The following is a 23740-nucleotide window of genomic DNA, read 5'->3' as shown; positions in this document are numbered from 1 at the left end:
CAAAAAGTCGACAACAACAAAAATCATGCCAGCCTATGCCTGACCGTCGAACAGCAGGCTGCCGGCTTCACTGAGGCTTTGCGCAAGCTTCAGTGCGGTTTCCGACGGAAGCTGGCGAATGACCTCACCCGATTCGGTAGCGATCACTTTGACCACGACCCGACCGGTGGAATCATCAATGGAAAAATCCAGCTGACGCTGGCTCGACTGGACAAAATCGCGGATTTCGCCAACCGCTTTTTCCAGCTCTTCACGCGAGTGTGGCTGATTATCGGGGGCTGCAGCCTCCTGCACCTTGGCAGGCTGCACCGGGTCCCGATCAGCGACTTGCGCCGGGGGCAACGCAGAGGGGTACACCTGGCTCAGCTTGACACTCATGTCCATGTTTCGAACTCCTCAAGTCAAAAAGGGTGAAAGGGCACGTAAACGCACCCTTTCACCCTTTACTCAGGCGCCTGAATTACTGGAGCAGTTTCAGGACCGAGGATGGCAGCTGGTTGGCCTGCGACAGGATCGCGGTGGAAGCCTGCTGCAGAGTCTGCTGCTTGGTCAGCTCGGCAGTTTCCGAAGCGAAGTCCACGTCCTGTACGGTGGAGCGGGCAGCGGTGGAGTTCTTCTGGATGTTCTGCAGGTTGTCGACGGTGGTTTGCAGACGGTTCTGAGTAGCACCCAGGCCCGAACGGACGCTGTCGATCGAACCGATGGCCTTGTCGATAACGGCCAGGGCGTTCTGGGCCTTGGTCGCATCAGTCACGTCTGTGTTGGCAATGGTGGTCTTGGTCGACGAAACAGTGGCACTACCGAACACGGCGCTTACACCGGTACCAGCGTCGCTCAGCGAGTAGCCTTTAGCCGAGTCCAGGGAGACCTGGCCGTTGACTACGATGGCAGCAGCGCCCAATGCAGCAGGGGTAGCGAAGTTGCCAGCACCATCTTTGGCACCGATCAGGATATTCGTTTGGGCGTTGGCATCAGCAGCGGAGAAGTTCAGGTTTTCGCCGGTGTCCGACTTGACGCTCAGGCTCTTGTTCGCTTCGTCATAGTTAACACTGATACCCAGTTTGGCAGCGTTGGATTTCAACTGGTCGGCCAGGCTAGCCAGATCAGTCACGCCAACAAAGTCGACAGTGCCGCTGCTGCCAACAGCCAGCTTGAAGTTCGAAGGAGTGGCAGCGGCAACATCAAGTTTGACTTCAGTACTGGCGGATGCAGTCAAGCCACCAATCGAACCATTCAAACCAGCTGCGATGTCCTTGGCCGAAGCACCAGCGAGGTAAGAAACAGTTTTGGTCTGGCCGTTACCAGTAACGGTCATGCTGCCAGCAGCGAGACCAGCTGCGCTTGGGGCAATCGCAGTGCTCTTGACCTGCTGAGAACCGATATTGCTCGCAGCAACGTTTTCCAGCGTCAGGTTGATGGTTTCGTTGGCGTTGGCGCCGACCTGGATGGCCTTGGTACCGTACGAGCCGTCCAGCAGCTTCTGGCCACCGAAGGTGGTGGTGGTGGAAATACGGTTCAGCTCAGCGGTCAGAGCCTGGTATTCGTCGTTGTTCGACTTACGGTCGTCGGCGCTCAGCGAGCCAGTAGCCGAGGACAGGGCCAGGGTACGCATTTTCTGCAGGATGTCGGTCGAAGCCTGCATTGCACCTTCAGCGGTCTGAGCGATCGAGATACCGTCGTTGGCGTTCTTCACAGCCTGGCCCAGGCCGTTGATCTGGCTGGTCAGGCGGTTGGCGATCTGCAGGCCGGCGGCGTCGTCTTTGGCGCTGTTGATGCGCAGACCCGAGGACAGACGCTGCATCGAAGTGGTCTGAGCGTTGCTGGCCTTGGTCAGGTTGCCCTGAGTAGTGATCGACGCAATGTTGGTGTTAACGGTTAACGGCATGACGAAATCCTCGTTGGATGGGTACTGCGGCTTCCGGCCTTGGCAACCGCCGGATTGGCCTAGAGAACCTTCGTAATAGTTATCGTCGGGTGCGCGGGTTGCTTGAGGGCCTTTTTGAAAAAAAAATGCTGGCATGGGGCCAGCCCTGAGAAATCAAGGGCTTAAGGGCAGTTTATTGGCGTCAAAAACCGTGCGGGAACAGGCGAAATGCCATATCAGGAGCATCACCCTCCCCTGTGGGAACGGGCGCGCCCGCGAAGAAGGCAACGCGATGGATGGCACCGGCTTCGCCGGTGTTCGCGGGCATGCCCGCTCCCACAGAAACTGCGTGGCAGACACGATTTTCTTTCGGGCATGAAAAAAGCGCCGGGCGGTGGTCGCCGGGCGCTTTTTTTGGGACTGCTGGGGATCAGTCGCGATAGAGGATCGCCGAACCCCACGACAGGCCTACGCCAAAGCCGCTGATCGCCACGCGCTTCCAGCTGCCGTCGAGCATGTGCTTCTGCAGCAGCAGCGGCACGCTGGAGGACACTGTGTTGCCGGTTTCCAGCATGTCCTTGACGAACTTCTCCGGATGCTCTTCTTCAAAGCGACGGGCCACGGCATCGACAATCGCCGCACTGCCCTGGTGGATGCAGAAGGCATCGATATCCGAAGACTTCAGGTCGCTGGCCTCCAGCAGTTCGTGCAGGTGCGCCGGCACCTTGACCAGGGCGAAGTTGAACACCTGGCGGCCGTTCATGAAGAACTTGCCATCGCTCACCTTGAGGTGCTCGGCACCGGAACCGTCGGTACCGAAGCGCGCCTGGCCCAGGTTCCAGACCGCGTTTTCACCCATCCAGGTGGCCGTGGCGGCATCACCGAACAACATGGTGGTGTTGCGGTCTTCCGGGTCGACGATCTTCGAATACGGGTCGGCGGTGATCAGCAGGCCGTTCTTCAGCCCCGCCGCTTCCATGAAGCCCTTGATGGCGTACAAGCCGTACACGTAGCCGGAGCAGCCCAGCGACACGTCGAACGCCGCCACGCGGGTGGACAGGCCGAGTTTGCTCTGGACGATGGCGGCGGTGTGCGGCAGGCCTTCTTCGTCACCGTTCTGGGTGACCACGATCAACGCATCGATCGATTGCGGGTCGAGGTCGGGGTTGCTGGCGAACAGCGCCTGGGCGGCTTCCACGCACAGGTCGGAGGTTTCCTGCTCGGCGGCCTTGCGTGGCAGGAACGAGGCGCCGATCTTGCCGAACATGAACGCTTCGTCCTTGCCGAACTTCGCACCCTGGACATAGTTGTCCAGGCCAGCGGTGGGCACGTAACTCGCGATGCTTTTGATGCCAATCATTCTGGCTTCCCAATGAAAACAGCCAAAGACCACCACTCGATGAATTGAGGGCGCCAAATACCGGAACGTCACCGCTGGGGGCTGAAGGCAGTGCTCGCCTGCGCACCGGTAACAAAATGCTGCAACAGCTGTTGCATAGAATACAGGGAAGATGACCGTTTTGACTCATTGGTCACATTGAAATGCTACGAAAGCCGTGCCGAGGGTGGGTACTGGAGTTTTTCGCAGACAGGAAAAAGCCGGGGCCGCTTTGCGCCCCTTCGCGGGCATGCCCGCTCCCACAGGTTTGGCATGAGCTTGAAGCCCATGCAGTTCCTGTGGGAGCGGGCGCGCCCGCGAAGGGCTGCAAAGCAGCCCCATCTTTTTAAACCACCGATCAGAGCTTGTTGAACAGGCTCAGCTGAGAAATGCGCGAGAAGGCCAGCTGCGAGGCCTCGAGCATGGCCTGCTGGAGGGTCAGGGTGATGGCCGCCTGAGACATGTCGGTGTTGCCGATGGCGTTCTGGGTGGTCTTGTTGGCCAGGCCCAGACTGGTGTTCTCCTGGCGCTGGATCTCCAGCGAGTTGCCACGGGCACCGATCGAACCGCGAGTGATATCAACTTGCTCACGGGCGCTGGCCAGGTTGGCGATTGCCGACGCCACCGAATCCTTCAAGGCGTTGGCCTGGCCAGTACCGGTCACCGGCGTATCCAGCGCCGCGCGCAACTGGCTGAGGGTTTCCAGCACGTTCTGGTTCTGGTGGGTGTTGGCCGTGACCGCGAACTGGTCACCCGCCTGCGGCGCGCCAGAGACCTGGTAGGTCACACCAGCCACCGTCAAGGCCGGCGCAGTGAAGGTACCCGTGGCCACCGGCTTGCTGTCGGCGGTCATTGGCTGGGCGTAGAACTCGTAGCTGCCCGGCCCGGTAAACTTGATCACCGCACCATTGCTGGGGAAAGTGCTGCGATACGCGGCCTGGTCGGTCACGGTGCTGCTGGTGACCTGGGCGCTGGAGGTATTGCCAGCGCTGCGGGTGGTGTTGAACGTGTCCGGGCGCGCCGCCAGGGAGAACTCACGCCCCGCCACGGCGGCGTCGGCATCGGCGCCCTCCTCCAGGGTGACGGTGATTTCGAACTCCACGCCACGCAAGGCTATGCGGTTGGCGCCTTCGGTCTTGCTGTCGAAGGTACCGTTGGTGGGGGTTTCAGCGGTGACGTCATTGCCATTGGCGTCGGTAATGACGTACTGGGTCGCGCTGGTGAAGGTCAGCTTGTAAGGCTGGCCCGCAGTGAAGCTGTTGTTGTAGCTGCTGCTCGAGGTCAGCAGGCCTGGCGACACCCCGACCACGCCATCGTCGGTGGCTGGCACCAGCAGGGTCGACTGGGTGCGGCTCTTGTTGCTGGCCGAATCGAATATGGTGAAGCCGGTGTCGTTGGTTGCCAGGTTCAGGGTGTCGGACACCTGCAGGCTCAACTGGGTCTGGTCACCGTGGTAACTGTAGGTGCCATCGGAGTTGCGCACATAGGGTGGCGAGGTGCTCTTGGAGCCGCCGAACATGTAGTCGCCATTGGCATCGCGCGAGTTGAGCAGGCCGAAAATGTTCGCCTCGATCTCTTTCAGCTCGGTGCTGATGGCCACGCGGTCGGAGTCGGTAACCCCGGCGCCACCGGCGCGGATTGCCAGTTCACTGGCACGCTGCATGGCATCGTTGATGGTGGCGAGCACGCTCTCTTCCTGCAGCAGGGCATTGCTCACCGTATTGATGTTGCCGCTGTACTGGTCCAGCAGCGACTGCTGCTGTTGCAGCAGCAACAGGCGCGCGGCGCCGACCGGGTCATCGGCCGCAGTCTGGATGCGGATACCCGACGTCACCTGATCGTTGGTCTTGTTCATGCTGGAGAAGTTCTTGGAGTAGCTGTTGGCGCTGGACTCATAGAACTGAGCGGTGGAAATACGCACGAGAGTCTACTCCTTACAAGGCATTGATCAGGGTGCTGAAGGTTTCTTGCGCCGCCTTGATGATCTGCGACGACGCCGTGTAGTAATGCTGGAACTTCACCAGGCTGGCCGCTTCGTCATCCAGGTTCACCCCGGACACCGCGCTGCGGCTTTCGGTGGCGGACTTGAGCACCGCCTGGGTCGCCGTGGTGTCGATGGTGGCCTGGTTGGCCTTGGCCCCAACGCGCTCGACCAGCGAGGCATAGGCCGAAGTGAAGCTGGTACCGCCGCCGGAGCCGGTGTTCACCGTAGATTTGGTCTGCAGGTCCAGCAGCGCCGTGGCATTGCGGTTGTCGGCCTTGCCGTCGGCATTGAACGACAGGGTGAAGCTGTCGTTGGCCGCCGGGCTGCCACCAATGGTGGTCTCGACCGTAAAGGTACGCGGGTTGCCACTGCCATCGAGAATCGGGTTGCCAGCGGCATCGAGCATCGGCACGGCCACCGACAGCTTGTTGTCGGTACCTGGCACCACGCTGCCGGTGCCGATCTGGGTTCCCTTGGCATCGTACAGCTTGTAGCCCTGGGAACCGCCACTGGCGGCGTCGAACACCACGCGCACCGGCATCGAGTCGCGAATCGATTGCTGGATCAGCGCAGTATCGGCGCCACCGTAGATGTCCAGCGATTCGCCCAGGGTCGGCTGGGTGATGGTGCCAGTACCACTGTTGCCACTACCCGCCGCGGCACTGATCGGCCCGGCGAACGCCAGCTTGTTGGCATCGGTGAGGGTGGTGGTGATGCTGCCGGCTGCGGCACGAGTAGGGATCACCTTGAAGCTGTCCCCCGCCGCCAGGCCACCGCCATTGAGCGACAGGCTGAAGCCGTCGATCACCGGCGCCGGGTCGGCGCTGAGGTCGAAGGTGCCCATGTCGGTGCCGTCGGAGCGGCGCACGCTGTACTGGTTGGCGCTGGTGAACTTCACCTCGTAGTCGTAGGTGGTGAGCTTGCCACTGTCGGCAATGGTCACGTCGAGGTTGCCAGAGCCGGAGCTGTTGTTCGACGAGGCCAGGCTGCGCTGAGCAATGGCGGTAGCGCTATTGATGCTGGAGAACAGCGAGCTGCCGAACTGGCCATTGGCATCCAGGCCCTGGCCCAACTGGCTGTTGATGCTGTCGGCCACCACCAGGGCGACACGGCCAAGCTCGTTCATCGACGGCGTCAGCACGTCCTGGCGATAGCGCAACAGGCCACCGATGGCGCCACCGGTAATCACCGAGGTCACGTCGGAACTGAACGACTCGTAGTTGATGCGCAGGCTGGCCTGGCTCTTGTCGGCAACACCCGGCTGCACCGACAGGGTGTTGGCCTTGTTGCCGGTGACCAGCGACTGGCCACTGCCCAGGTAGACGTCGTAGTTGCCATCACGCTCCTGCACCGTCACACCAACCAGCTCGTTGAGCTGACGCACGGCTTCGTTGCGCGCATCCAGCAGGCTGTTGGGGGTGTTGCCGGTGGCACTGGCCGCGGCGATCTGCTTGTTGTACTCGGCGATGCTGCCGCTGAGCTTGTTGACCTGCCCGGCCAGCGTATCGAGCTGGGAGTTGATCACCTCGTTCTGCTGGTTCAGCTGGGTAGACACCGCGTTGAAGCGGTTGCTCAAGGTCTGCGCCTGGGTCAGCAGCAGCTGCCGCGAGGCAACATCACCGGGCTTGGCCGCTGCGGTCTGCAGGGCCGAGAAGAATGCGGTAAGGACCGAGCTGATGCCGGTATCACGGTCGGCCAGCAGCTTGTCGACGCTGGTGATCTGGTCCTGGAAGGCGACCGAGTCGGCCTGCAGCGAGGTGGCCGTCTGCAGTTGGTTGTCCAGGTAGGCGCTGTAGATGCGGCGCACGTCCGACAGCGTGGTACCGGTACCCAGGAAGCCCGCGCCGATATTGTGCGACGGGCCCGCGGCCTGGATTGTCTGCTGGCGCGAATAGCCACTGGTTGCGGCGTTGGCGATGTTGTTACTGGTAACCGACAATGCCGCCTGGCTGGCACTCAGGCCACTCAGGCCGATCGAAATCAGGCTCGACATGATTTAGTCCTTTTATAGATTCGTGGTTCTGCCAGCCATGGCGTATTGCGGGGTTGCTTGCATTTGCCGGGCGATGCTGATGATTTTCTTCGCATAGCCCGGGTCGGTCGCATAACCTGCCTTTTGCAGCTCTCTTGCAAACTGCTCAGGGTTATCGGCCGAAGCCAGTGCATCTTGATAGCGGGAATTGCTCTGCAACAGGCTTACCAGGTCGTGGAAGCTGTCCTGGTACGAGTCGTAGCTGCGGAACGCCGCCGTTTCCTTGACGAACTGGCCGTCACGGAACTCGCTGGTGATCGCTCGCGCCTGTTCACCCTGCCAGTTGCCGGTGGCCTTGATGCCGAAAAGGTTGTGGCTGCTGCTGCCATCGGTGTTGCGCATGACCGATTTGCCCCAGCCGGTTTCCAGCGCGGCCTGGGCCACCAGGTAGCGCGGGTCGATACCAATGCGTTTGGCGGCCTGTTCGGCCATCGGCAGCATGGTGGCGACGAATTCGTCACTGTCGGCGAACGCCTTGTTCGGTGCCAGTGGCGGCTGGGCCACGGCGCGGCCGAGGATGCGCAGACCGTTGTCCGGCACGGCGAACGCCTGGGCCACCTGCTGGCCGTCACGGGCCGGTACGGCAGCGCTGTTGGTACTGGCCGCAGACGGCACGATGCCGGCAAGCAGGCGGTCGGTGAGCTTGCTCGGCAACGCCAGGCGCCGCGCGTTGAGCGCGGCAACGTCGTTGCGGGCAGATGCCGAATCGGCGGCATGCACCGGCTCGGCCACCTTGTTGCCCCACAACGCCGGGCCACTGCCCTCGGCCCGCGGGAACGGGCTGGTGTTGATGGATGTGCTGCGGCCCTTGGTCAGCTGGCGCACCAGCACGTCCTGCAGGCCGATACCGCCACCTTCGCGGGACATGCTAACGGCCAGCTGCTGGTCGTACATGTCACGGTACTGCTTCACCGTTTCGGTGTTCATCGGGTTGTCGTCGGCCAGCACGTCGCTGGCCTTGCGCGAGGCCTTGAGCATTTCGCTGATGAACAGCGATTCGAACTCCTGGGCCACCTTGCGCACGTTGGCATCGCTGTCGCGGTCGCCATGCTTGAGCGCGCTCAGGCGGTTGAGGTCGGTGTAGGCGCCGCTGTCGACGCTGCCGGAAACCAGGCTTTTGCTGTTCATCCGCGCCGTCCTCAGATCACGATCAGGTCGGCCTGCAAGGCGCCGGCCTGTTTCAGGGCTTCGAGGATGGCCATCAGGTCGCTGGGCGCTGCGCCCACCTGGTTCACCGCACGGACGATTTCATCCAGCGTGGTGCCCGGGCCAAACTTGAACATCGGCTTGGCCTCCTGCTCGGCGTTGACCCGCGAGCGCGGTACAACGGCGGTCTGGCCGTTGGAGAACGGCCCCGGCTGGCTGACGATCGGGTCTTCGGTAATGGTCACGGTCAGGCTGCCGTGGGTCACCGCGGCCGGCGACACCTTGACGTTCTGGCCGATGACGATGGTGCCGGTACGCGAGTTGATGATGACCTTGGCCACCGCCTGGCCCGGGTCGATCTCGAGGTTCTCGAGGATCGACAGGTAGTCCACGCGCTGGCTCGGGTCCATCGGCGCAGTGACCCGCACCGAACCGCCGTCCACGGCCTGGGCCACGCCTGGGCCGAGCAGGTCGTTGACCTTGTCGACGATGCGCTTGGCGGTGGTGAAGTCGGGGCGGTTCAGGTTCAGGGTCAGGCTGTTGCCCTGGTTGAAGCCGCTTGGTACTGCACGTTCGACGGTTGCACCACCAGGGATACGACCGGCCGACGGAACGTTGACGGTGATCTTCGAACCATCACGGCCCTCGGCATCGAAGCCGCCCACCACCAGGTTGCCCTGGGCCACGGCATAGACGTTGCCGTCGATACCTTTGAGCGGGGTCATCAGCAGGCTGCCGCCGCGCAGGCTCTTGGAGTTACCGATCGAGGACACGGTAATGTCCACCACCTGGCCTGGCTTGGCGAACGCCGGCAGGTCGGCATGCACCGACACGGCCGCGACGTTTTTCAGCTGCACGTTGCCGGAGCCGGCCGGCACCTTGATGCCGAACTGCGACAGCATGTTGTTGAAGGTTTGCAGGGTAAACGGCGTCTGGGTGGTCTGGTCACCGGTACCATTGAGCCCCACCACCAGGCCGTAACCGATCAGCTGGTTGGAGCGCACGCCAGAAATGCTGGCAATGTCCTTCAGGCGCTCGGCCTGGGCGCCGAAGGCACAGGACAGGAGCAGGGTTGCGGCAATCAGCTGCCTCACGTTGAACATGGTCATCCGTACTCAGAAAGGCCAAAGCGGGCTGATGAAGAAGCGGTCCAGCCACCCGGGCTGGCTGGCATCGGCGAACGAGCCGGTACCGGAATAGGTGATGCGCGCGTCGGCCACACGGGTGGACGGCACGGTGTTGTCGGTGGCGATGTCGTCGGCGCGGATCATGCCGGCAATGCGCACCAGCTCTTCGCCAGTGTTCAGGGTCAGCCACTTCTCGCCGCGCACGGCGATGATGCCGTTGGGCAGCACTTCGGCGACGGTCACGGTGATGGAACCGGTCAGGGTGTTGCCCTGGGTGGCCTTGCTGTCGCCCTTGGTGGCACGCTCGCCGCTGTAGCCGGCCTCCAGCGACAGGTCACCGCCGCCGAACGGGTTGTTGGTGCTCGGCGTGCTGCCGAACAACGAGGTCAGGCCGATATTGGCGTTGCTGTTCTTCTGGATCTGCGAGCCGGCGTTCTTGCTGGCCGAGGTGCGCTCGTTGAGGGTGATGGTGATGATGTCACCCACCCGGAACGCCTTGCGGTCGCTGTACAGGTTCTGCTCGAAACCGGCCTGGTAGATCGAACCGTTGTTGGCCGCTGCCGGCAACGGGGTGCGCGGCAGTACCGGCGCGTAGTACGGGTCGTTGGGCTTGGGCGTCGGCGCGACGCAACCTGCCAGCAACACCGCCCCCCCCAGGGCGAAAACGGACAACAGACGATTCATGACGCTTACCTCACGGGTGCAACAGAGTGACGGGGTTGGAGCTACCTGCTTCAGAGCTGCTGAGTAACGAACGACAGCATCTGGTCAGCGGTGGAAATGACCTTGGAGTTCATCTCGTAGGCACGTTGGGTGGTGATCATGTTCACCAATTCTTCCACGGTGCTGACGTTGGAGTTTTCCAGGGTCTGCTGCAGGGTGGTGCCGAAACCGTTCAGGCCCGGCGTGCCGACTTGCGGCGCACCACTGGCAGCAGTCTCGAGGAACAGGTTGTCACCGATCGCCTGCAGGCCGGCCGGGTTGATGAAGTCGGCGGTCTGGATGTTGCCGATCACCTGTGCAGCCGGGTTGCCGGCGGTGGTGATCGACACGGTGCCGTCCTGGCCGACGGTGAAGGTCTGCGCGTCGTTCGGCACGACGATGGCAGGCTCCAGGGCATAGCCATTGGCGGTGACGATCTGGCCGTCGGAGTTCAGGTGGAAGGTGCCGTCACGGGTGTACGAAACGGTACCGTCCGGCTGCAGAATCTGGAAGAAACCACGGCCGTTGACCGCCATGTCCAGCGGGTTCTCGGTGGTTTGCAGGCTGCCGGCGACGAAGCTTTTCTGGGTGCCGACAATACGCACACCGGTACCGACCTGCAGGCCCGAAGGCAGTTCGCTGTCCTGGGTCGACTGAGCGCCAGGCTGACGCTTGATCTGGTAGAGCAGGTCCGCGAATTCGGCGCGATCACGCTTGAAGCCGGTGGTCGAAACGTTGGCCAGGTTGTTGGAAATGACCGTCAGGTTGGTGTCCTGGGCGGACAGGCCGGTTTTAGCGACCCAAAGAGCCGGAAGCATGTTGATTCTCCTCGTGCGCCTGTTTTACGGCACCCGTTCAAAAGTGATTAGCCGATTTGCAAAACCCGAGCCATGGCTTCGTCGCCTTCCTTGGCCGCGTTCATCATCTTGACGTGCAGTTCGAACTGGCGGGATAGCGCCAGCACCGAGGTCATTTCTTCCACGGCATTGACGTTACTGCCCTCCAGGAAACCCGACACCACCCGCACATTGACGTCGGCGGCGGCCGGCTGGCCGTCGCGGGTATGGATCAGGCCATCCAGGCCCTTGGTCAGGCCTTGGGTGTCCGGATTGACCAGCTTGATGCGGTCGACCTCGGCCATTACCCGCGGGTCTTCACCCATGGAGCGAATGCTGATGGTGCCGTCAGCCCCCACCTCTACCTTCTGCTCCGGCGGAATGGCAATCGGGCCACCGTTACCGATCACCGGCATGCCGTTGCCGGCACGCAGCACGCCCAAGGCATCGATGTTCAGGCTGCCGGTACGCACATAGGCTTCGCTGCCGTCGGGTGCCTGCACGGCAATGAACCCCTTTCCGGTCACCGCCACATCCAGGTCACGACCGGTCTCGACCATCGGCCCTTCACTGAAGTCGGTGGCCGGGCGCTCGGTCATGGCAAAGGCACGCGACGGAAAGCTGTCGCCGAACACCGGCATCGAGCGCGCTTGCTCCAGGTCACGCTGGAAACCGTTGGTGGAAATGTTCGCCAGGTTGTTGGCGTGGGCCTTCTGCGCCAGCGCGTTCTGGCTGGCGCCGGTCATGGCCACATAAAGCAACTTGTCCACAGTATCTCCTCTGCGCGTAGCGGCCGCGCGATCATTGGCTGAGGCTTAAGCAATATTTGAACCAGCTGTCACCCCTTCAATGAATCGGGCATTTCGGAGCCTGGGCTGTTTAGCGGTGTCAGTTTGTTGTCGCTGAGTAGCGGCGTGCCGAACGCAAAATTAACGGCAACCCGCATTGTTATAAGGCCCTGAAAACTGCATCCAGCCCGAACCTGGGTTGTTTTGCGCGCACATGTAGCGCCCGGTGGCAAGGCTCTGCCAGAGGTAGAAAGGCTTGGGCGCAGCATAGGCAGACAACATGGCACCACTGCCGATCGCCACCAGAACGGCAAGTGCGCATAAACTTTTCATAAAACTGTCCTTTTCGACTGTGAATGCAGCGCGTCCCTGCGCATTCAGGGTTGATGTCAGGTCATCTGAATGATGGTCTGCATGATGGTGCTTTCGGTGGAAATGGTCTTGGCGTTGGCCTGGTAGTTGCTCTGTGCCTTGATCAGGTTGACCAGTTCACCGGTCAGGTCGACGTTGGAGTCTTCCAGCGCACCACCCGCAATCTGGCCCAGGGTGCCGGTATCCGGGGCACCGATCACCGGCACGCCTGACGCGTAGGACTCTTTCCAGGCGGTGCTACCAATTGGGGTCAGCCCCTGCAGGTTGGCGAAGTTGGCGATCGCCACTTGGCCAATTACCTTGTCCTGGCCATTGGTGAAGTTGGCGAACATGAAGCCACTCTGGTCGATGGTCAGCCCCGACAACTCACCGGTGGCGAAGCCGTCCTGGCTCTTGGCGGTGGTGGCGCTTGCCGCGTTGTACTGAGTGGTGCCCAGCATGTCCAGGTTCACCCCGGCCAGGTTGGCAGTTGCGCCGTTCGGGCTCCATACGCCGGCAGCGTTCTTCTGCGCCGGGATCCAGTTGTCAAGGGTGAAGGTCTTGTCGGCGGAGATGGTCATGCCACCAGCTACCGGGCCTGCGGCCATGGCCGCAGTGTCCAAGGTCCCATCAGACTTGAACGGCAGCTTGTTGGCCAGCGGCGTGGTCGAAGTCGGGTCGGCAGGGTTGCGACCGTCGATGGTGGTGTACATGGTCCAGGAATTGCTGGCGGCATCCTTGACGAAGTACTGGTTCAACTGATGCGCATTACCTTGGCTGTCGTACACATCAGTGTTGAACGTGTAGTTGTAGCTGCCGGTATTGGCTGGATCGAACGGCGCGATGGCCGGCGCGGTGGCGCTGGAGTTCAGGTTGACGTTCTCGGAGATTTTTCCGGTCGGGTTCGGCGTCAGGTTCGACGTGTCGATTTGCAGGTTTGTCAGCACACCCTGAATGACCTTGCCATCCGCACCCACGGCATAGCCCTGAAGGTTGGCGCCCGAAGAGTTCACTACATAACCCTGCTTGTCACTGTAGAAAGCACCGGCACGGGTGTAGATCTTCGACCCGTTGTCGTTCAAGGCAAAAAAACCATTGCCATCGATGGCCATGTCCAGCGCCTGGCCGGTGCCATTGATGTTGCCGGCGGAGAACTTTTGCGATACCGCAACCGTCTTCACCCCAGTACCGATAACGGTCTTGCCGGCACTGGTACCACGAATGGAGTTGGAATACTGGTCGGCGAACTCGGCACGCGACGACTTGAAGCCGGTGGTGGCAACGTTGGCAATGTTGTTGCCGGTAACGTTCAGGGCCTTGTTTGCTGCATAGAGGCCGCTAAGGCCGATATTGAAAGACATGTGCTAACTCCTGTCGGTGTGCTTAGGCCCTAGATGCCAATGCTCTGAATTTTGGAAAGCGCAATGCTGCCCAGCCCCGCAAGGTTGAGCGTCATCTCCGAACCATTGGTTCCCATGGTCACACTGGTTACCGTGGCCGGCAGGTTGGTGGTCATGGCCGTGGCCTTGCCCTCGATCGAAGCGGTGGCCTTGAAGGTGTAGGTACCTGCGGCCGCTACTTCGCCGTCGTCGTCCAGGCCATCCCAGGTAAAGTCGATCTTGCCGGCTTTCTGGGTTTCCAGGTCGATGGTGCGCACCAGCTTGTCGTCCTTGTCGTAGATACCCACCGAGGTGGCGGTACTGGACGACGTCAGGTTGATCGAGCCCTTGATGCCCTTGCTGGTATCGACCACGGCCTTGTCGGTCTCGACGATCACGTTGCGCCCGACCAGTGACGAGGCCTGCAGGGCCTGGGAAGACTGCAGCCCGGCGGCGATATAGAGCACCGAGTCATTCAGCGACTGCATGCTCTCAAGGCTGCTGAACTGGGCCAACTGTGCCACGAACTCGCCGTTTTCCTGCGGATCGAGCGGGTTCTGGTTCTTCATCTGGGTAACCAGCAGCTGCAGGAACGCATCCTTGCCCAGGGCACTGCCGGCGGCGCCGGTGCTGCTGCTGTTCTTGCTCTGCTGCTTTTGCAGCGAGGTCAGGTATGCGCTACCGACGTCGGTGGTGGAATTGGTAGTGGTCATGTCGGCTTCCTATCACTGCCCCAGGGTCAGGACTTTCTGCATCATGCTCTTGGCCGTGTTCATCAGCTCGGCATTGGTCTGGAACGCGCGGCTGGCGGAGATCATGTCAGCCATCTCCTCGACCACGTTGACGTTCGGGTAGTAGACGTAGCCGTCCTTGTTCGCCGCCGGGTGGTTGGGCTCGTAACGGGCCTCCAGGTTGCTCTGGTCCTCGACGATGCCCTTTACCTGCACGCCCTGCCCTGCCTCGCCCTGGTCCTCGAACAGCGACTGGCTGCTGCCGGCCTGTGCGTCCTGGAAGGTAGTGGCGAACACCGGGTGGCGAGCGCGGTAGGTCTGGTCGATGCTCGAGGACACGGTCTCGGCGTTGGCGATGTTCGACGCAACGGTGTTCAGGCGCGTGTTCTGCGCACTCATGCCGCTACCGGCAATATTGAAAACACTGGAAAGGGACATGGTCATTCTCCCCGCAGGGCCGAAACCAGCCCTTTGAATTTACTGTTGAGCAAGGTGAAGCTGGCCTGGAAGCCGACGGCGTTCTCGGTGTAGTTCGATTGCTCGATCTGCGCGTCCACGGTGTTCTGATCGATCGACGGCTGCGTTGGCGTGCGGTACTTGAGGGTATCGTCGGCCATGGCCAGGCCCTCGGCCTCGATATGGCGGCTATTGGTACGATCGAGGCTGAAGCGGCCACCGCTCTGCTGTTTATCGCTTTCGGCGGCGAGCACCGAGGCGAAGTCCATGTCACGCGCCTTGTAGTTGGGCGTGTCGGCGTTGGCGATGTTGTTGGCCAGCACTTCGGCGCGCTGGGCGCGGAAGCCCAGGGCCTTTTCGTGAATACCAAGCGCCTTGTCGAAGCTGATGCTCATGTCGGGGAAACCTTCGGAGGTTGACCGGAATATCGTTGGGCAAGGTATAGCAAGGGCTGTGCCAACCAACGAAAAGCCCGGAAATACGGGCTTGCAGGGCGCAGTGCTGTCAGAGTGATGCCAGAAAAGCGGCAAAGGCCTTCCGCCTTGGGTGGCGAAAGCGGCAATTGCCGGGCGGCAAAAGCGGCAAAACAAAAAATTGACGTCAGTGTTTTGCCTGTGCCGACCTCTTCGCGGGCGCGCCCGCTCCCACTGGTAGGGCGCCACCCCAAGGTTTGCATGGATCCTGTGGGAACGGGCATGCCCGCGAAGAGGCCGGCACAGGCAAACAAAAAGGCCGGCAGCTTAGCTGCCGGCCCCCTTGCTTACTTGGCCTGGTAGATGATCCCCGGGCTGCACTGCACCATCTGGTAATGGTCCGGTAGCCCGTTCAGCGCCTCGGAAGCGCCGAGGAACAGGTACCCACCCGGCTTCAAGGTACTGTGAATGCGCAACAGGATGTCCTTCTTCACCTGCGCCGAGAAGTAGATCAGCACGTTGCGGCAGAACACCACATCGAACTTGCCCAGGCTGGCATAGCTGTCGAGCAGGTTGAAGGCGCGGAACTCGACGCGACTGCGAATCGCCGGCTTGACTGCCCAGCGCCCCGGCCCCTTGGTGTCGAAGTAGCGCTGCAGGCGCTCCTGGGACAAGCCACGGGCTATCGCCAGGCTGTCGTACTCACCGGTCTTGCAGTTGGTCAGCATGGTGCCGGACAAGTCGGTGGCAACGATCTGCGCGCCCATCTTCAACTGGCCGAGGTTGCTGCGCTCGAACTCGTCAATGGCCATCGAGATGGAATACGGCTCCTGCCCCGACGAACACGCCGCCGACCACATGCGCAGGCGCTGGCCGGGGTTGTTGCGAATGAACTCGGGAATAACCTTGTTCTTCAGCACCTCGAACGGGTAGGTGTCGCGAAACCACAGGGTCTCGTTGGTGGTCATGGCATCGACCACCTGTTCGCGCAAACCGCCACGCGGCTGGGCCTGAATGCGCTGCACCAGCTCGCCCAGGCTCTTGATACCCTGTTGCTCCATCAGCTTGTTGAGACGGCTGGAAACCAGGTACTGCTTATTCTCGCCCAGCAGGATGCCACAGGCTTTCTCCAGGAATACCCGGAACTGTTCGAAATCCAAATTACCCGTAGACACTACTGCCGCCTCTTTTCAATCACTGGAGCCGGGGGCCTGCCCCCGGCCGCGTCAATGCGTTGCCTTGATCCGGTCGACCACCCGCTGGGCCAGGTCGTCCGGCTTGAACTTGGCCAGGAAGTCATCGGCACCGACCTTCTTGACCATCGCCTGGTTGAACACCCCGGACAGCGAAGTATGCAGGCAGATATGCAATTTTTGCATGCGCGGATCGCTGCGGATCTCTGCCGTTAGCGTATAGCCGTCCATTTCCGGCATTTCAATGTCCGAGATCATCATCAGGAACTCTTCTTCCGGCTTCTTGCCCTCGTCCACCAGCTGGCGCAGGTAGTTCAGGGCCTGGCGGCCGTCATTGAGCGCCACCACCTCCACCCCCACGGTCTGCAGGCAACGGCTGACCTGCTTGCGCGCCACCGAGGAATCGTCGACGGTGAGCACCCGCAGCAGCACGGCCTTGTCCTGCACCTCGGCATCGATCACCCCGTCCGACACCGACTCCGACGAAGGCGCCACTTCGGCCAGCACCTTCTCCACGTCGATGATCTCGACCATGCGGTTATCTACCCGGGTGACCGCAGTCAGGTAGTGGTCGCGTCCGGTGCCCTTGGGTGGCGGATGGATTGCCTCCCAGTTCATGTTGACGATGCGCTCCACCGAGTGCACCAGGAAACCCTGGGTCTTGGTGTTGTATTCGGTGATGATCACGAAGCTGTTGCGCGTGTCTTCCTGCAGCGGCCGCAACCCGGTGGCCATCGACAAGTCGAGGATCGGGATGGTCGCCCCGCGAATATTGGCGACGCCGCGCACCACCGGGTGCGCCTTGGGCAGCAGGGTCAGCGCAGGGCATTGCAGCACTTCCCTGACCTTGAATACGTTGATGCCGTAAAGCTGTTCACCATTGAGGCGAAACAGCAGCAATTCCAGGCGATTCTGCCCCACCAGCTGTGTGCGCTGGTTGACCGAATCCATCACACCTGCCATGCCAGACTCCTTTATGTTTCAGCCTTTCGTTGCAACTCAGGTAGAGAGTCGGCACGGGCTTTGCTTTTTTGAGCGCCATGTACACGAAAACGACATTTTCCCGACGATTGACGCGCCTGCTGACTGGCTCGCTGGCCATGCTGTGCCTGTTGCTGCCCGGCGTTCGCACGGTAGCGGACGCGTTTACCTTGCCTGAACAACTTATCGGTGTCACCCAAGGGTTTCTTGAATTCAGCGTCGAAGATTACCTGGCGACCACCCAGACCGCCGGCCGCTACGAAATCCAGGTCAACCCGCTGGACCCGCGCCTGCGCATGCCGTTGTGCAGCCAGCAACTTGACGCCTCGCTGGAAAGCCCGGCCCAGCCGCTGGGCCGCGTCACGGTAAAGGTGCGCTGCGAAGGCATGGCACCGTGGACCGTGTTCGTGCCGGCCACCGTGCGGCTGTTCCGCGACGTAGTGGTGGTGACCCGCCCGCTCAAGCGCGACAACGTGGTGGGCGAAGGCGACGTTGCCCTGCGCGAGCGCGATGTCGGCACCCTGGGCCAAGGCTTCCTGACCGAACTGGATCAGGCGCTGGGCATGAAAATGCTGCGCCCGACGGTGATCGACCAGGTCCTCACCCCGCAACACCTGGAACAGGCCGAGGTGGTGCGCAAGGGCGACCACGTGGTGATCATCGCCCGCAGTGGCAGCCTGAGCGTGCGCATGCCCGGCGAAGCCCTGAGCAAAGGCAGCCTGAGTGAACAGATCCGGGTGCGCAACCTCAACTCCAAACGGGTGGTCAAGGCCAGGGTGACCGGCCCCGGCCAGGTCGAGGTCAGTATGTAGCCAGCCCATTGATTTGCGCTGGCGGTGAGGAACCGCTTTTCCTAAACTGTGTCAGAAAACGGGTTCGCGAGCTTGCTGACAGGCGGCTATGCATTTGTGCCTAAAGTTTCTTTCGGGTTGGCCGAAAACAAGGCAAGCGTCCAAATACCCAGAGGTTTCTGATCATGGTCATCGACTTCAGTCGTTTGAATAACTCTCCGTCCGTCACGGGCGGCGTGCGCGGCAACACCGCGCCCGGCAGCGCCGAAAAACCGGCAGCCAGCCAGGAAGCGGCAACCGCCACCAGCGCCAGCGGAGAAGCGGTACACCTCAGCCAGGAGGCCCAGCAGTTGCAGAAGATCAGCGACAAGCTGCGCGACGAGCCGGTGGTCAACAGTGCCCGTGTGGCCCAGTTGAAACAGGCAATCGCCGACGGCAGCTACCAGGTCGATGCCGGCCGGGTCGCCAGCAAACTGCTCGATTTCGAAGCCCAGCGCTGACCGTTCGGCGCGCTGACTTCACGGACGCCAGAAAAGCCAAGAGTTAGCCATGCACGACACCACCTTGCTGCAACTGATCGAAGATGACATTGCCCCGATGCAGGAACTGCTGGACCTTCTGCAAAAAGAAGCGATCGCCCTGCATGGCCGCGACATGCCGCTGCTGGAGCAGATCCTGGCGCGCAAGCAGTCGTTGATCATCTTGCTTGAGCAGCACGGCCAGCGCCGCAGCCAGTTGCTCGGCAGCCTGGGCCTGAGTGCCGATCGGGCCGGTGTACAAGCGGTGGCCGCGCAATCGCCCCATGGCGAAGTGATGCTGCAGCGGCTCGACATGCTTTCGCAGTTGATGGACAACTGCCAGCAGGTCAACCAGACCAATGGCCGGATCATTCAGGTGCAGCAACACGCCACCAACAACCAGATCCGCATCCTCATGGGCGGCGATTCACCGTCGCTCTATGACAGTCGTGGCAGCACCTCGCCGCTGGCCAAGCCACGGGCCCTCAGTCAAGTGTGATTTTTTCTGTCAAGGCACGGAACATACTGGCAAAATGCCGTTAATTGCGTGTGTCGCTTTTGCCTGGAGAACGATAAGCCGTGTTCAATGAATCCGATGCCCCGCAGCCGCCAAAGGTGCTGAACACCCCTTTGGAGATTGCGGCCAACTTACGGCAGCTGCAGGAAAGCCACGACCCCCTGATCATCACCTTCCATGACCGCAGCCAGCGCTTCCAGAGCTACGTGGTGCATGTGGACCGTGAAAGCAACACCCTGGCGCTGGACGAAATGATCCCGCGCGACGGCGAGAAATTCATCGAGAACGGCGAACACTTCCGCGTAGAAGGCTTCCACGATGGCGTGCGTATCGCCTGGGACTGCAACCACGCGTTGAAGATCAGTGAAGTCGACGGCCACCGCTGCTACCGCGGCGCCATGCCCCAGGAGGTGACCTATCACCAGCGCCGCAACGCCTTCCGCGCCGCGCTGAAGCTGTCGCAACTGGTCGATATCATCCTCGATGGTGCCCACCTGAAGGGCAACGGTGCCCTGCGTGGCAAGTTGCTGGACATCTCTGCCACCGGCTGCAAATTGCGTTTCGAAGGCAATGTCGAAGATCGCCTGCAACTGGGTCAGGTGTATGAGCGCTTCAAAGCGGGTAACCCGCTGGGGCTGGTGGACACCATGGTCGAACTGCGCCACCTGCACTATGAAGAGCGGATCAACACCACCTTCGCCGGTGTGCGCTTCCACAACCTCACCGGGCAGGCGCAGCGCAAGATCGAGAGCTTTGTGTACCAGCTGCAGCGTGAGGCGCGCCGGTTCGACAAGGACGACTACTGATCGTCGGCCGAATGCAAAAACGCCACCTGCCAAGGTGGCGTTTTCATTTGTGTCCTTATAGTGCCGGCCTCTTCGCGGGCGCGCCGGCTCCCACAGGGACGGCGCAGCCCTCAGGCTTGATGCGGTCCCGGTGGGAGCGGGCATGCCCGCGAACAGGCAGGCACAGGCTTACACCGACTTGCTGACCTCTTGCGGCTCAGACGCCGGTTGCCCGGTCCCCTTCTCTTCCGCCTCGGTGTCCTCTGCGGCCACCGGCGCCTGCATCACATCCTGCACGGTCTGCTCATCAACCCGCGGGTCCAGCGCCGCCGACAATGGCGAACCGGCCGCCGGCATCGCCACGTGGCCCAACGGCGCATCCTGCACCTGGTGCAGCCCGGTGACCGCCTTCGGACGAATGCGCCACACCAGCACCAAGGCAAAGAATACGAAGAAGGCATACAGCATCTGCGGGCCCAGCACCTTCATCAGCACGCCAGCGGCCAACGGCCCGATGCACGCCCCCACGCCATAGGTCACCAGCAGCATCGCGGTCAGCGACACCCGCCGCTCGCTTTCCACATGGTCGTTGGAAAACGCCACCGCCAGCGGGTACAGGCAGAACTGCAGCAACGAAATCACAAAGCCTATGCCGAACAGCAATTCCAGCGGCACACTGGGCAGTACCGCCAGCGGCGCCGAGGCCAGCGCCAGCCCCACCGCCACGCTACGGATCAGCACGGCCCGGTCGTAGCGGTCGGACAACCAGCCCAGCGGCCACTGCACCAGCAGGCCGGCAAAGATGCAGCTACCCATGAACAGGCCGACCTGCTCGGTACTCATGCCCTGGCCAGCGGCATACAATGGCGCCAGGCCATAGAACGAACCGACGATCAGCCCCGAGCCCAGCACCGTGCTGAGCGACTGCGGTACACGCTTGATGAAGAACTTGGGCTCCATCGGTGCCGGTCGCAGCGGCGCCGGGTGGATGCGCCGGGTCATCGCGACCGGTACCAGGCACAGGGTGAAACACATGGCCACCAGCATCAGCAGCTCCAGGCCTAGCTGAGGGTGCACCACCAGTATCAGCTGGCCAAGCACCAGGCCCAGGTACGAGGCGATCATGTAGCCGCTGAACACCGCGCCGCGGTGCTTCACATCGGCCTGCTCGTTGAGCCAGCTCTCGATGACCATGTACTGGCACATCATGCCCAGGCCGACGATCATCCGCAGCCCGACCCAGGCCGGTAGCCAGCTGGTCAGGCCATGGCCGAGTACCGCCGCGCCGACGATACCGGCGCAGGTGGCATAGGCGCGTATGTGCCCGACCCGGCCAATCAACCGATGGCCGACCTTGCCGCCGACCGCCAGGCCAAAGTAGTTGGCGGCCATCAACGCACCTACCCACAGGCTGTCGACATGGTCGGCCGCCAGGCGCAGGGCCAGATAGGTACTGAGCAGGCCCGAGCCGATCAACATCATCAGCGCGGCGAAATACAACGACTGAAACGGCTTCCATATATTTCGCATACGTCCCGTAAAGCTCCCTGGTCAGGTGGCGGGGGTGCTAGAAGCATAAGGGCAAAAACCGCCCGGCGCAGGCCCCCGGCAATGATTTTGCGCAGCGGGGGCGTATCCGGTGTCGGCCGTGTCGCGATCAGGCCTGTGCCGCCAGCACCCGACGCTCCCATGGCGTGATCTAGTCGAAGAAATCACTCAGCTCCTGGGCCTTGCTGGCGACGTAGCCTTCGATGAACTCGCTGCCGAACAGTTCCTGCGCATGACTCATTGAATAGCAGGGACACTGTGGGAGCGGGCGGGCCCGCGAAAAGGCCGCCAACAGGGGGCTGCTATTCCCGCAACGTCATGCCATTGGCCGGCAACGGCAAGGCGGTCTTGTAGCGCACCTGCTTGAGGGCGAAACTCGAACGTATGTTGGCCACCCCCGGCAACCGCGTCAGGTAATCGAGAAAACGCTCCAGCGCCTGGATGCTCGGCAACAACACCCGCAGCAGGTAATCCGGGTCGCCGGTCATCAAATAGCACTCCATCACCTCAGGCCGTTCTGCTATCTCTTCCTCGAAGCGGTGCAGCGACTGCTCAACCTGCTTCTCCAGGCTCACGTGAATGAACACGTTCACATCCAGCCCCAACGCCTCAGGCGACAGCAAGGTCACCTGCTGACGGATCACCCCCAGTTCCTCCATGGCCCGCACCCGGTTGAAGCAGGGCGTGGGCGACAGGTTTACCGAGCGCGCCAGCTCGGCGTTGGTGATGCGGGCGTTTTCCTGCAGGCTGTTGAGAATGCCGATATCGGTACGATCGAGTTTGCGCATGAGACAAATTCACCGGTTTTTTATGTTTATGCGGAATGTTTATCTTCCCCGCGCAGTAAAGGCAATCAACTTGAGAGAAAAATTCTCCTGCCGGGCCACTAAGATGTAGGGGACGCTGACTTACCAGTCACAAGCCGGTACTCAGCGGCGGCCGCTTCAGAGCTCACAAAAACAAATACCCGAGCGAGCGTAAAAAGCATGAACGAGTACGCCCCCCTGCGTTTGCATGTGCCCGAGCCTACCGGCCGGCCAGGCTGCCAGACCGATTTCTCCTACCTGCGCCTGAACGATGCAGGTCAAACCCGTAAACCCCCTGTCGATGTCGATGCTGCCGACACCGCCGACCTCGCCTACAGCCTGGTCCGCGTGCTCGACGAGCAAGGCAACGCCCAAGGCCCATGGGCCGAGGACATCGACCCGCAAATTCTCCGCCAAGGCATGCGTGCCATGCTCAAGACGCGGATTTTCGACAGCCGCATGGTGGTCGCCCAGCGCCAGAAGAAGATGTCCTTCTACATGCAGAGCCTGGGTGAAGAAGCCATCGGCAGCGGCCAGGCGCTGGCGCTGAACCGCAGCGACATGTGCTTCCCCACCTACCGCCAGCAAAGCATCCTGATGGCCCGCGACGTTTCGCTGGTCGATATGATCTGCCAGCTGCTGTCCAACGAGCGCGATCCGCTCAAGGGCCGCCAGCTGCCGATCATGTATTCGGTACGCGAGGCCGGCTTCTTCACTATCAGCGGCAACCTGGCGACCCAGTTCGTACAGGCGGTCGGCTGGGCCATGGCCTCGGCGATCAAGGGCGATACCAAGATCGCCTCGGCATGGATCGGCGATGGCGCCACCGCCGAGTCGGACTTCCATACCGCCCTCACCTTCGCCCACGTTTACCGTGCCCCGGTGATCCTCAACGTGGTCAACAACCAGTGGGCGATCTCCACCTTCCAGGCCATTGCCGGTGGCGAGTCGACCACCTTCGCCGGCCGTGGCGTGGGTTGCGGCATCGCCTCGCTGCGGGTTGACGGCAACGACTTCGTCGCCGTGTACGCTGCCTCGCGCTGGGCCGCCGAACGCGCCCGGCGCGGCCTGGGCCCCTGCCTGATCGAATGGGTCACCTACCGTGCCGGCCCGCACTCGACCTCGGACGACCCGTCCAAGTACCGCCCGGCCGATGACTGGAGCCACTTCCCGCTGGGCGACCCGATCGCCCGCCTGAAGCAGCACCTGATCAAGATCGGCCACTGGTCCGAGGAAGAACACCAGGCCACCACTGCCGAGTTCGAAGCCGCGGTGATCGCCGCGCAGAAAGAGGCCGAGCAGTACGGCACCCTGGCCAACGGTCACATCCCGAGCGCCGCCTCGATGTTCGAGGACGTGTACAAGGAAATGCCCGACCACCTGCGCCGTCAGCGCCAGGAACTGGGGGTTTGAG

At 61.9% G+C, this 23740-nt stretch carries 23 protein-coding genes and 1 pseudogene; 5 read left to right on the top strand and 19 right to left on the bottom strand.

Features of this window, described 5'->3' with window-relative positions; translation table 11 throughout:
* Positions 1-33 precede the first annotated feature (33 nt).
* The 16 genes from CAF70_RS21240 to CAF70_RS21160 all read right to left on the bottom strand — a co-directional run bounded on the left by CAF70_RS21240 (position 34) and on the right by CAF70_RS21160 (position 17343).
* A complete protein-coding gene (locus CAF70_RS21240) occupies positions 34-384 on the bottom strand; it encodes a flagellar protein FlaG (RefSeq protein WP_085623121.1) in 351 nt (116 codons plus the stop codon).
* Positions 385-460: 76 nt separating this feature from the next.
* Complete coding sequence (locus CAF70_RS21235; protein WP_085623120.1) at positions 461-1885, bottom strand: flagellin; 1425 nt, start codon at positions 1883-1885, stop codon at positions 461-463.
* 409 nt (positions 1886-2294) lie between these two features.
* Complete coding sequence (locus CAF70_RS21230; protein WP_085623119.1) at positions 2295-3224, bottom strand: ketoacyl-ACP synthase III; 930 nt, start codon at positions 3222-3224, stop codon at positions 2295-2297.
* A gap of 376 nt (positions 3225-3600) precedes the next feature.
* Complete coding sequence (locus CAF70_RS21225) at positions 3601-5163, bottom strand: flagellar hook-associated protein 3 (protein ID WP_085623118.1); 1563 nt, start codon at positions 5161-5163, stop codon at positions 3601-3603.
* 13 nt (positions 5164-5176) lie between these two features.
* On the bottom strand, positions 5177-7219 hold the full coding sequence (gene flgK / locus CAF70_RS21220; RefSeq protein ID WP_085623117.1) for a flagellar hook-associated protein FlgK: 2043 nt from the start codon (positions 7217-7219) through the stop codon (positions 5177-5179).
* 12 nt (positions 7220-7231) lie between these two features.
* Positions 7232-8386 carry a flagellar assembly peptidoglycan hydrolase FlgJ gene (gene flgJ, locus CAF70_RS21215; protein ID WP_085623116.1) on the bottom strand — a complete coding sequence of 385 codons (1155 nt, stop codon included), beginning with the start codon at positions 8384-8386 and terminating at the stop codon, positions 7232-7234.
* An 11-nt stretch (positions 8387-8397) separates the two neighbouring features.
* A complete protein-coding gene (locus CAF70_RS21210; RefSeq protein WP_015271237.1) occupies positions 8398-9507 on the bottom strand; it encodes a flagellar basal body P-ring protein FlgI in 1110 nt (369 codons plus the stop codon).
* A gap of 12 nt (positions 9508-9519) precedes the next feature.
* On the bottom strand, positions 9520-10215 hold the full coding sequence (gene flgH / locus CAF70_RS21205; protein WP_038410056.1) for a flagellar basal body L-ring protein FlgH: 696 nt from the start codon (positions 10213-10215) through the stop codon (positions 9520-9522).
* 50 nt (positions 10216-10265) lie between these two features.
* Positions 10266-11051, bottom strand: a complete 786-nt coding sequence (gene flgG / locus CAF70_RS21200; RefSeq protein ID WP_038410057.1) for a flagellar basal-body rod protein FlgG — start codon at positions 11049-11051, stop codon at positions 10266-10268.
* 47 nt (positions 11052-11098) lie between these two features.
* On the bottom strand, positions 11099-11839 hold the full coding sequence (gene flgF / locus CAF70_RS21195) for a flagellar basal-body rod protein FlgF (protein WP_038410058.1): 741 nt from the start codon (positions 11837-11839) through the stop codon (positions 11099-11101).
* A 407-nt stretch (positions 11840-12246) separates the two neighbouring features.
* Positions 12247-13569 (bottom strand): flagellar hook protein FlgE, encoded by a 1323-nt coding sequence (gene flgE, locus CAF70_RS21185; RefSeq protein ID WP_085623114.1) that lies wholly within the window; start codon positions 13567-13569, stop codon positions 12247-12249.
* 29 nt (positions 13570-13598) lie between these two features.
* Positions 13599-14300 carry a flagellar hook assembly protein FlgD gene (gene flgD, locus CAF70_RS21180; RefSeq protein ID WP_085623113.1) on the bottom strand — a complete coding sequence of 234 codons (702 nt, stop codon included), beginning with the start codon at positions 14298-14300 and terminating at the stop codon, positions 13599-13601.
* A gap of 12 nt (positions 14301-14312) precedes the next feature.
* Positions 14313-14756: a flagellar basal body rod protein FlgC gene (gene flgC, locus CAF70_RS21175; RefSeq protein WP_085623112.1), complete on the bottom strand. Its 444-nt coding sequence runs from the start codon at positions 14754-14756 to the stop codon at positions 14313-14315.
* Between the two features lie 2 nt (positions 14757-14758).
* A complete protein-coding gene (flgB, locus tag CAF70_RS21170) occupies positions 14759-15169 on the bottom strand; it encodes a flagellar basal body rod protein FlgB (protein ID WP_015271243.1) in 411 nt (136 codons plus the stop codon).
* Between the two features lie 365 nt (positions 15170-15534).
* The gene (gene cheR, locus CAF70_RS21165; protein WP_085623111.1) at positions 15535-16362 is read right to left on the bottom strand and encodes a protein-glutamate O-methyltransferase CheR; all 828 of its coding nucleotides are present in this window, start codon (positions 16360-16362) and stop codon (positions 15535-15537) included.
* 51 nt (positions 16363-16413) lie between these two features.
* Positions 16414-17343 carry a chemotaxis protein CheV gene (locus CAF70_RS21160; RefSeq protein ID WP_085623110.1) on the bottom strand — a complete coding sequence of 310 codons (930 nt, stop codon included), beginning with the start codon at positions 17341-17343 and terminating at the stop codon, positions 16414-16416.
* A gap of 77 nt (positions 17344-17420) precedes the next feature.
* On the opposite strand from CAF70_RS21160, the gene flgA reads away from it, so the two are divergent.
* The 4 genes from flgA (at position 17421) to CAF70_RS21140 (ending at position 19993) form a co-directional block, all read left to right on the top strand.
* Positions 17421-18173: a flagellar basal body P-ring formation chaperone FlgA gene (flgA, locus tag CAF70_RS21155; protein ID WP_085623109.1), complete on the top strand. Its 753-nt coding sequence runs from the start codon at positions 17421-17423 to the stop codon at positions 18171-18173.
* 164 nt (positions 18174-18337) lie between these two features.
* Entirely contained in the window at positions 18338-18652 is a 315-nt protein-coding gene (gene flgM, locus CAF70_RS21150) for a flagellar biosynthesis anti-sigma factor FlgM (RefSeq protein ID WP_063912863.1), read from the top strand.
* Between the two features lie 49 nt (positions 18653-18701).
* Positions 18702-19169: a flagella synthesis protein FlgN gene (locus CAF70_RS21145; RefSeq protein ID WP_085623108.1), complete on the top strand. Its 468-nt coding sequence runs from the start codon at positions 18702-18704 to the stop codon at positions 19167-19169.
* Between the two features lie 80 nt (positions 19170-19249).
* Entirely contained in the window at positions 19250-19993 is a 744-nt protein-coding gene (locus CAF70_RS21140) for a flagellar brake protein (protein WP_085623107.1), read from the top strand.
* Between the two features lie 168 nt (positions 19994-20161).
* Here the strand turns inward: CAF70_RS21140 and CAF70_RS21135 are convergent, their stop codons facing one another.
* The 3 genes and pseudogenes from CAF70_RS21135 to bkdR form a co-directional block, all read right to left on the bottom strand.
* Entirely contained in the window at positions 20162-21502 is a 1341-nt protein-coding gene (locus CAF70_RS21135; RefSeq protein WP_085623106.1) for an MFS transporter, read from the bottom strand.
* A gap of 169 nt (positions 21503-21671) precedes the next feature.
* Positions 21672-21752: pseudogene (locus tag CAF70_RS27765) on the bottom strand (hypothetical protein); the annotation flags it as partial.
* A gap of 70 nt (positions 21753-21822) precedes the next feature.
* Positions 21823-22308, bottom strand: a complete 486-nt coding sequence (gene bkdR / locus CAF70_RS21130; protein WP_012273540.1) for a Bkd operon transcriptional regulator BkdR — start codon at positions 22306-22308, stop codon at positions 21823-21825.
* Positions 22309-22506: 198 nt separating this feature from the next.
* On the opposite strand from bkdR, the gene CAF70_RS21125 reads away from it, so the two are divergent.
* The gene (locus tag CAF70_RS21125) at positions 22507-23739 is read left to right on the top strand and encodes a 3-methyl-2-oxobutanoate dehydrogenase (2-methylpropanoyl-transferring) subunit alpha (RefSeq protein ID WP_085623105.1); all 1233 of its coding nucleotides are present in this window, start codon (positions 22507-22509) and stop codon (positions 23737-23739) included.
* The last annotated feature ends 1 nt before the right edge of the window (position 23740 follow it).

This window comes from Pseudomonas sp. B19(2017) (genome assembly GCF_002113165.1).
Classification (GTDB): Bacteria; Pseudomonadota; Gammaproteobacteria; order Pseudomonadales; family Pseudomonadaceae; genus Aquipseudomonas.
The sequence above is the reverse complement of the archived record's forward strand: the minus strand, read 5'-3'. Positions and strand labels throughout refer to the sequence as shown.

Coding starts and splice junctions, on each gene's coding strand:
- CAF70_RS21240 (WP_085623121.1), bottom strand. CDS start 384: ATGGACATGAGTGTCAAGCTGAGCCAGGTGTACCCCTCTGCGTTGCCC.
- CAF70_RS21235 (WP_085623120.1), bottom strand. CDS start 1,885: ATGCCGTTAACCGTTAACACCAACATTGCGTCGATCACTACTCAGGGC.
- CAF70_RS21230 (WP_085623119.1), bottom strand. CDS start 3,224: ATGATTGGCATCAAAAGCATCGCGAGTTACGTGCCCACCGCTGGCCTG.
- flgK (WP_085623117.1), bottom strand. CDS start 7,219: ATGTCGAGCCTGATTTCGATCGGCCTGAGTGGCCTGAGTGCCAGCCAG.
- flgJ (WP_085623116.1), bottom strand. CDS start 8,386: ATGAACAGCAAAAGCCTGGTTTCCGGCAGCGTCGACAGCGGCGCCTAC.
- CAF70_RS21210 (WP_015271237.1), bottom strand. CDS start 9,507: ATGTTCAACGTGAGGCAGCTGATTGCCGCAACCCTGCTCCTGTCCTGT.
- flgH (WP_038410056.1), bottom strand. CDS start 10,215: ATGAATCGTCTGTTGTCCGTTTTCGCCCTGGGGGGGGCGGTGTTGCTG.
- flgG (WP_038410057.1), bottom strand. CDS start 11,051: ATGCTTCCGGCTCTTTGGGTCGCTAAAACCGGCCTGTCCGCCCAGGAC.
- flgE (WP_085623114.1), bottom strand. CDS start 13,569: ATGTCTTTCAATATCGGCCTTAGCGGCCTCTATGCAGCAAACAAGGCC.
- flgD (WP_085623113.1), bottom strand. CDS start 14,300: ATGACCACTACCAATTCCACCACCGACGTCGGTAGCGCATACCTGACC.
- flgC (WP_085623112.1), bottom strand. CDS start 14,756: ATGTCCCTTTCCAGTGTTTTCAATATTGCCGGTAGCGGCATGAGTGCG.
- flgB (WP_015271243.1), bottom strand. CDS start 15,169: ATGAGCATCAGCTTCGACAAGGCGCTTGGTATTCACGAAAAGGCCCTG.
- CAF70_RS21160 (WP_085623110.1), bottom strand. CDS start 17,343: ATGGCAGGTGTGATGGATTCGGTCAACCAGCGCACACAGCTGGTGGGG.
- flgA (WP_085623109.1), top strand. CDS start 17,421: ATGTACACGAAAACGACATTTTCCCGACGATTGACGCGCCTGCTGACT.
- flgM (WP_063912863.1), top strand. CDS start 18,338: ATGGTCATCGACTTCAGTCGTTTGAATAACTCTCCGTCCGTCACGGGC.
- CAF70_RS21145 (WP_085623108.1), top strand. CDS start 18,702: ATGCACGACACCACCTTGCTGCAACTGATCGAAGATGACATTGCCCCG.
- CAF70_RS21135 (WP_085623106.1), bottom strand. CDS start 21,502: ATGCGAAATATATGGAAGCCGTTTCAGTCGTTGTATTTCGCCGCGCTG.
- bkdR (WP_012273540.1), bottom strand. CDS start 22,308: ATGCGCAAACTCGATCGTACCGATATCGGCATTCTCAACAGCCTGCAG.
- CAF70_RS21125 (WP_085623105.1), top strand. CDS start 22,507: ATGAACGAGTACGCCCCCCTGCGTTTGCATGTGCCCGAGCCTACCGGC.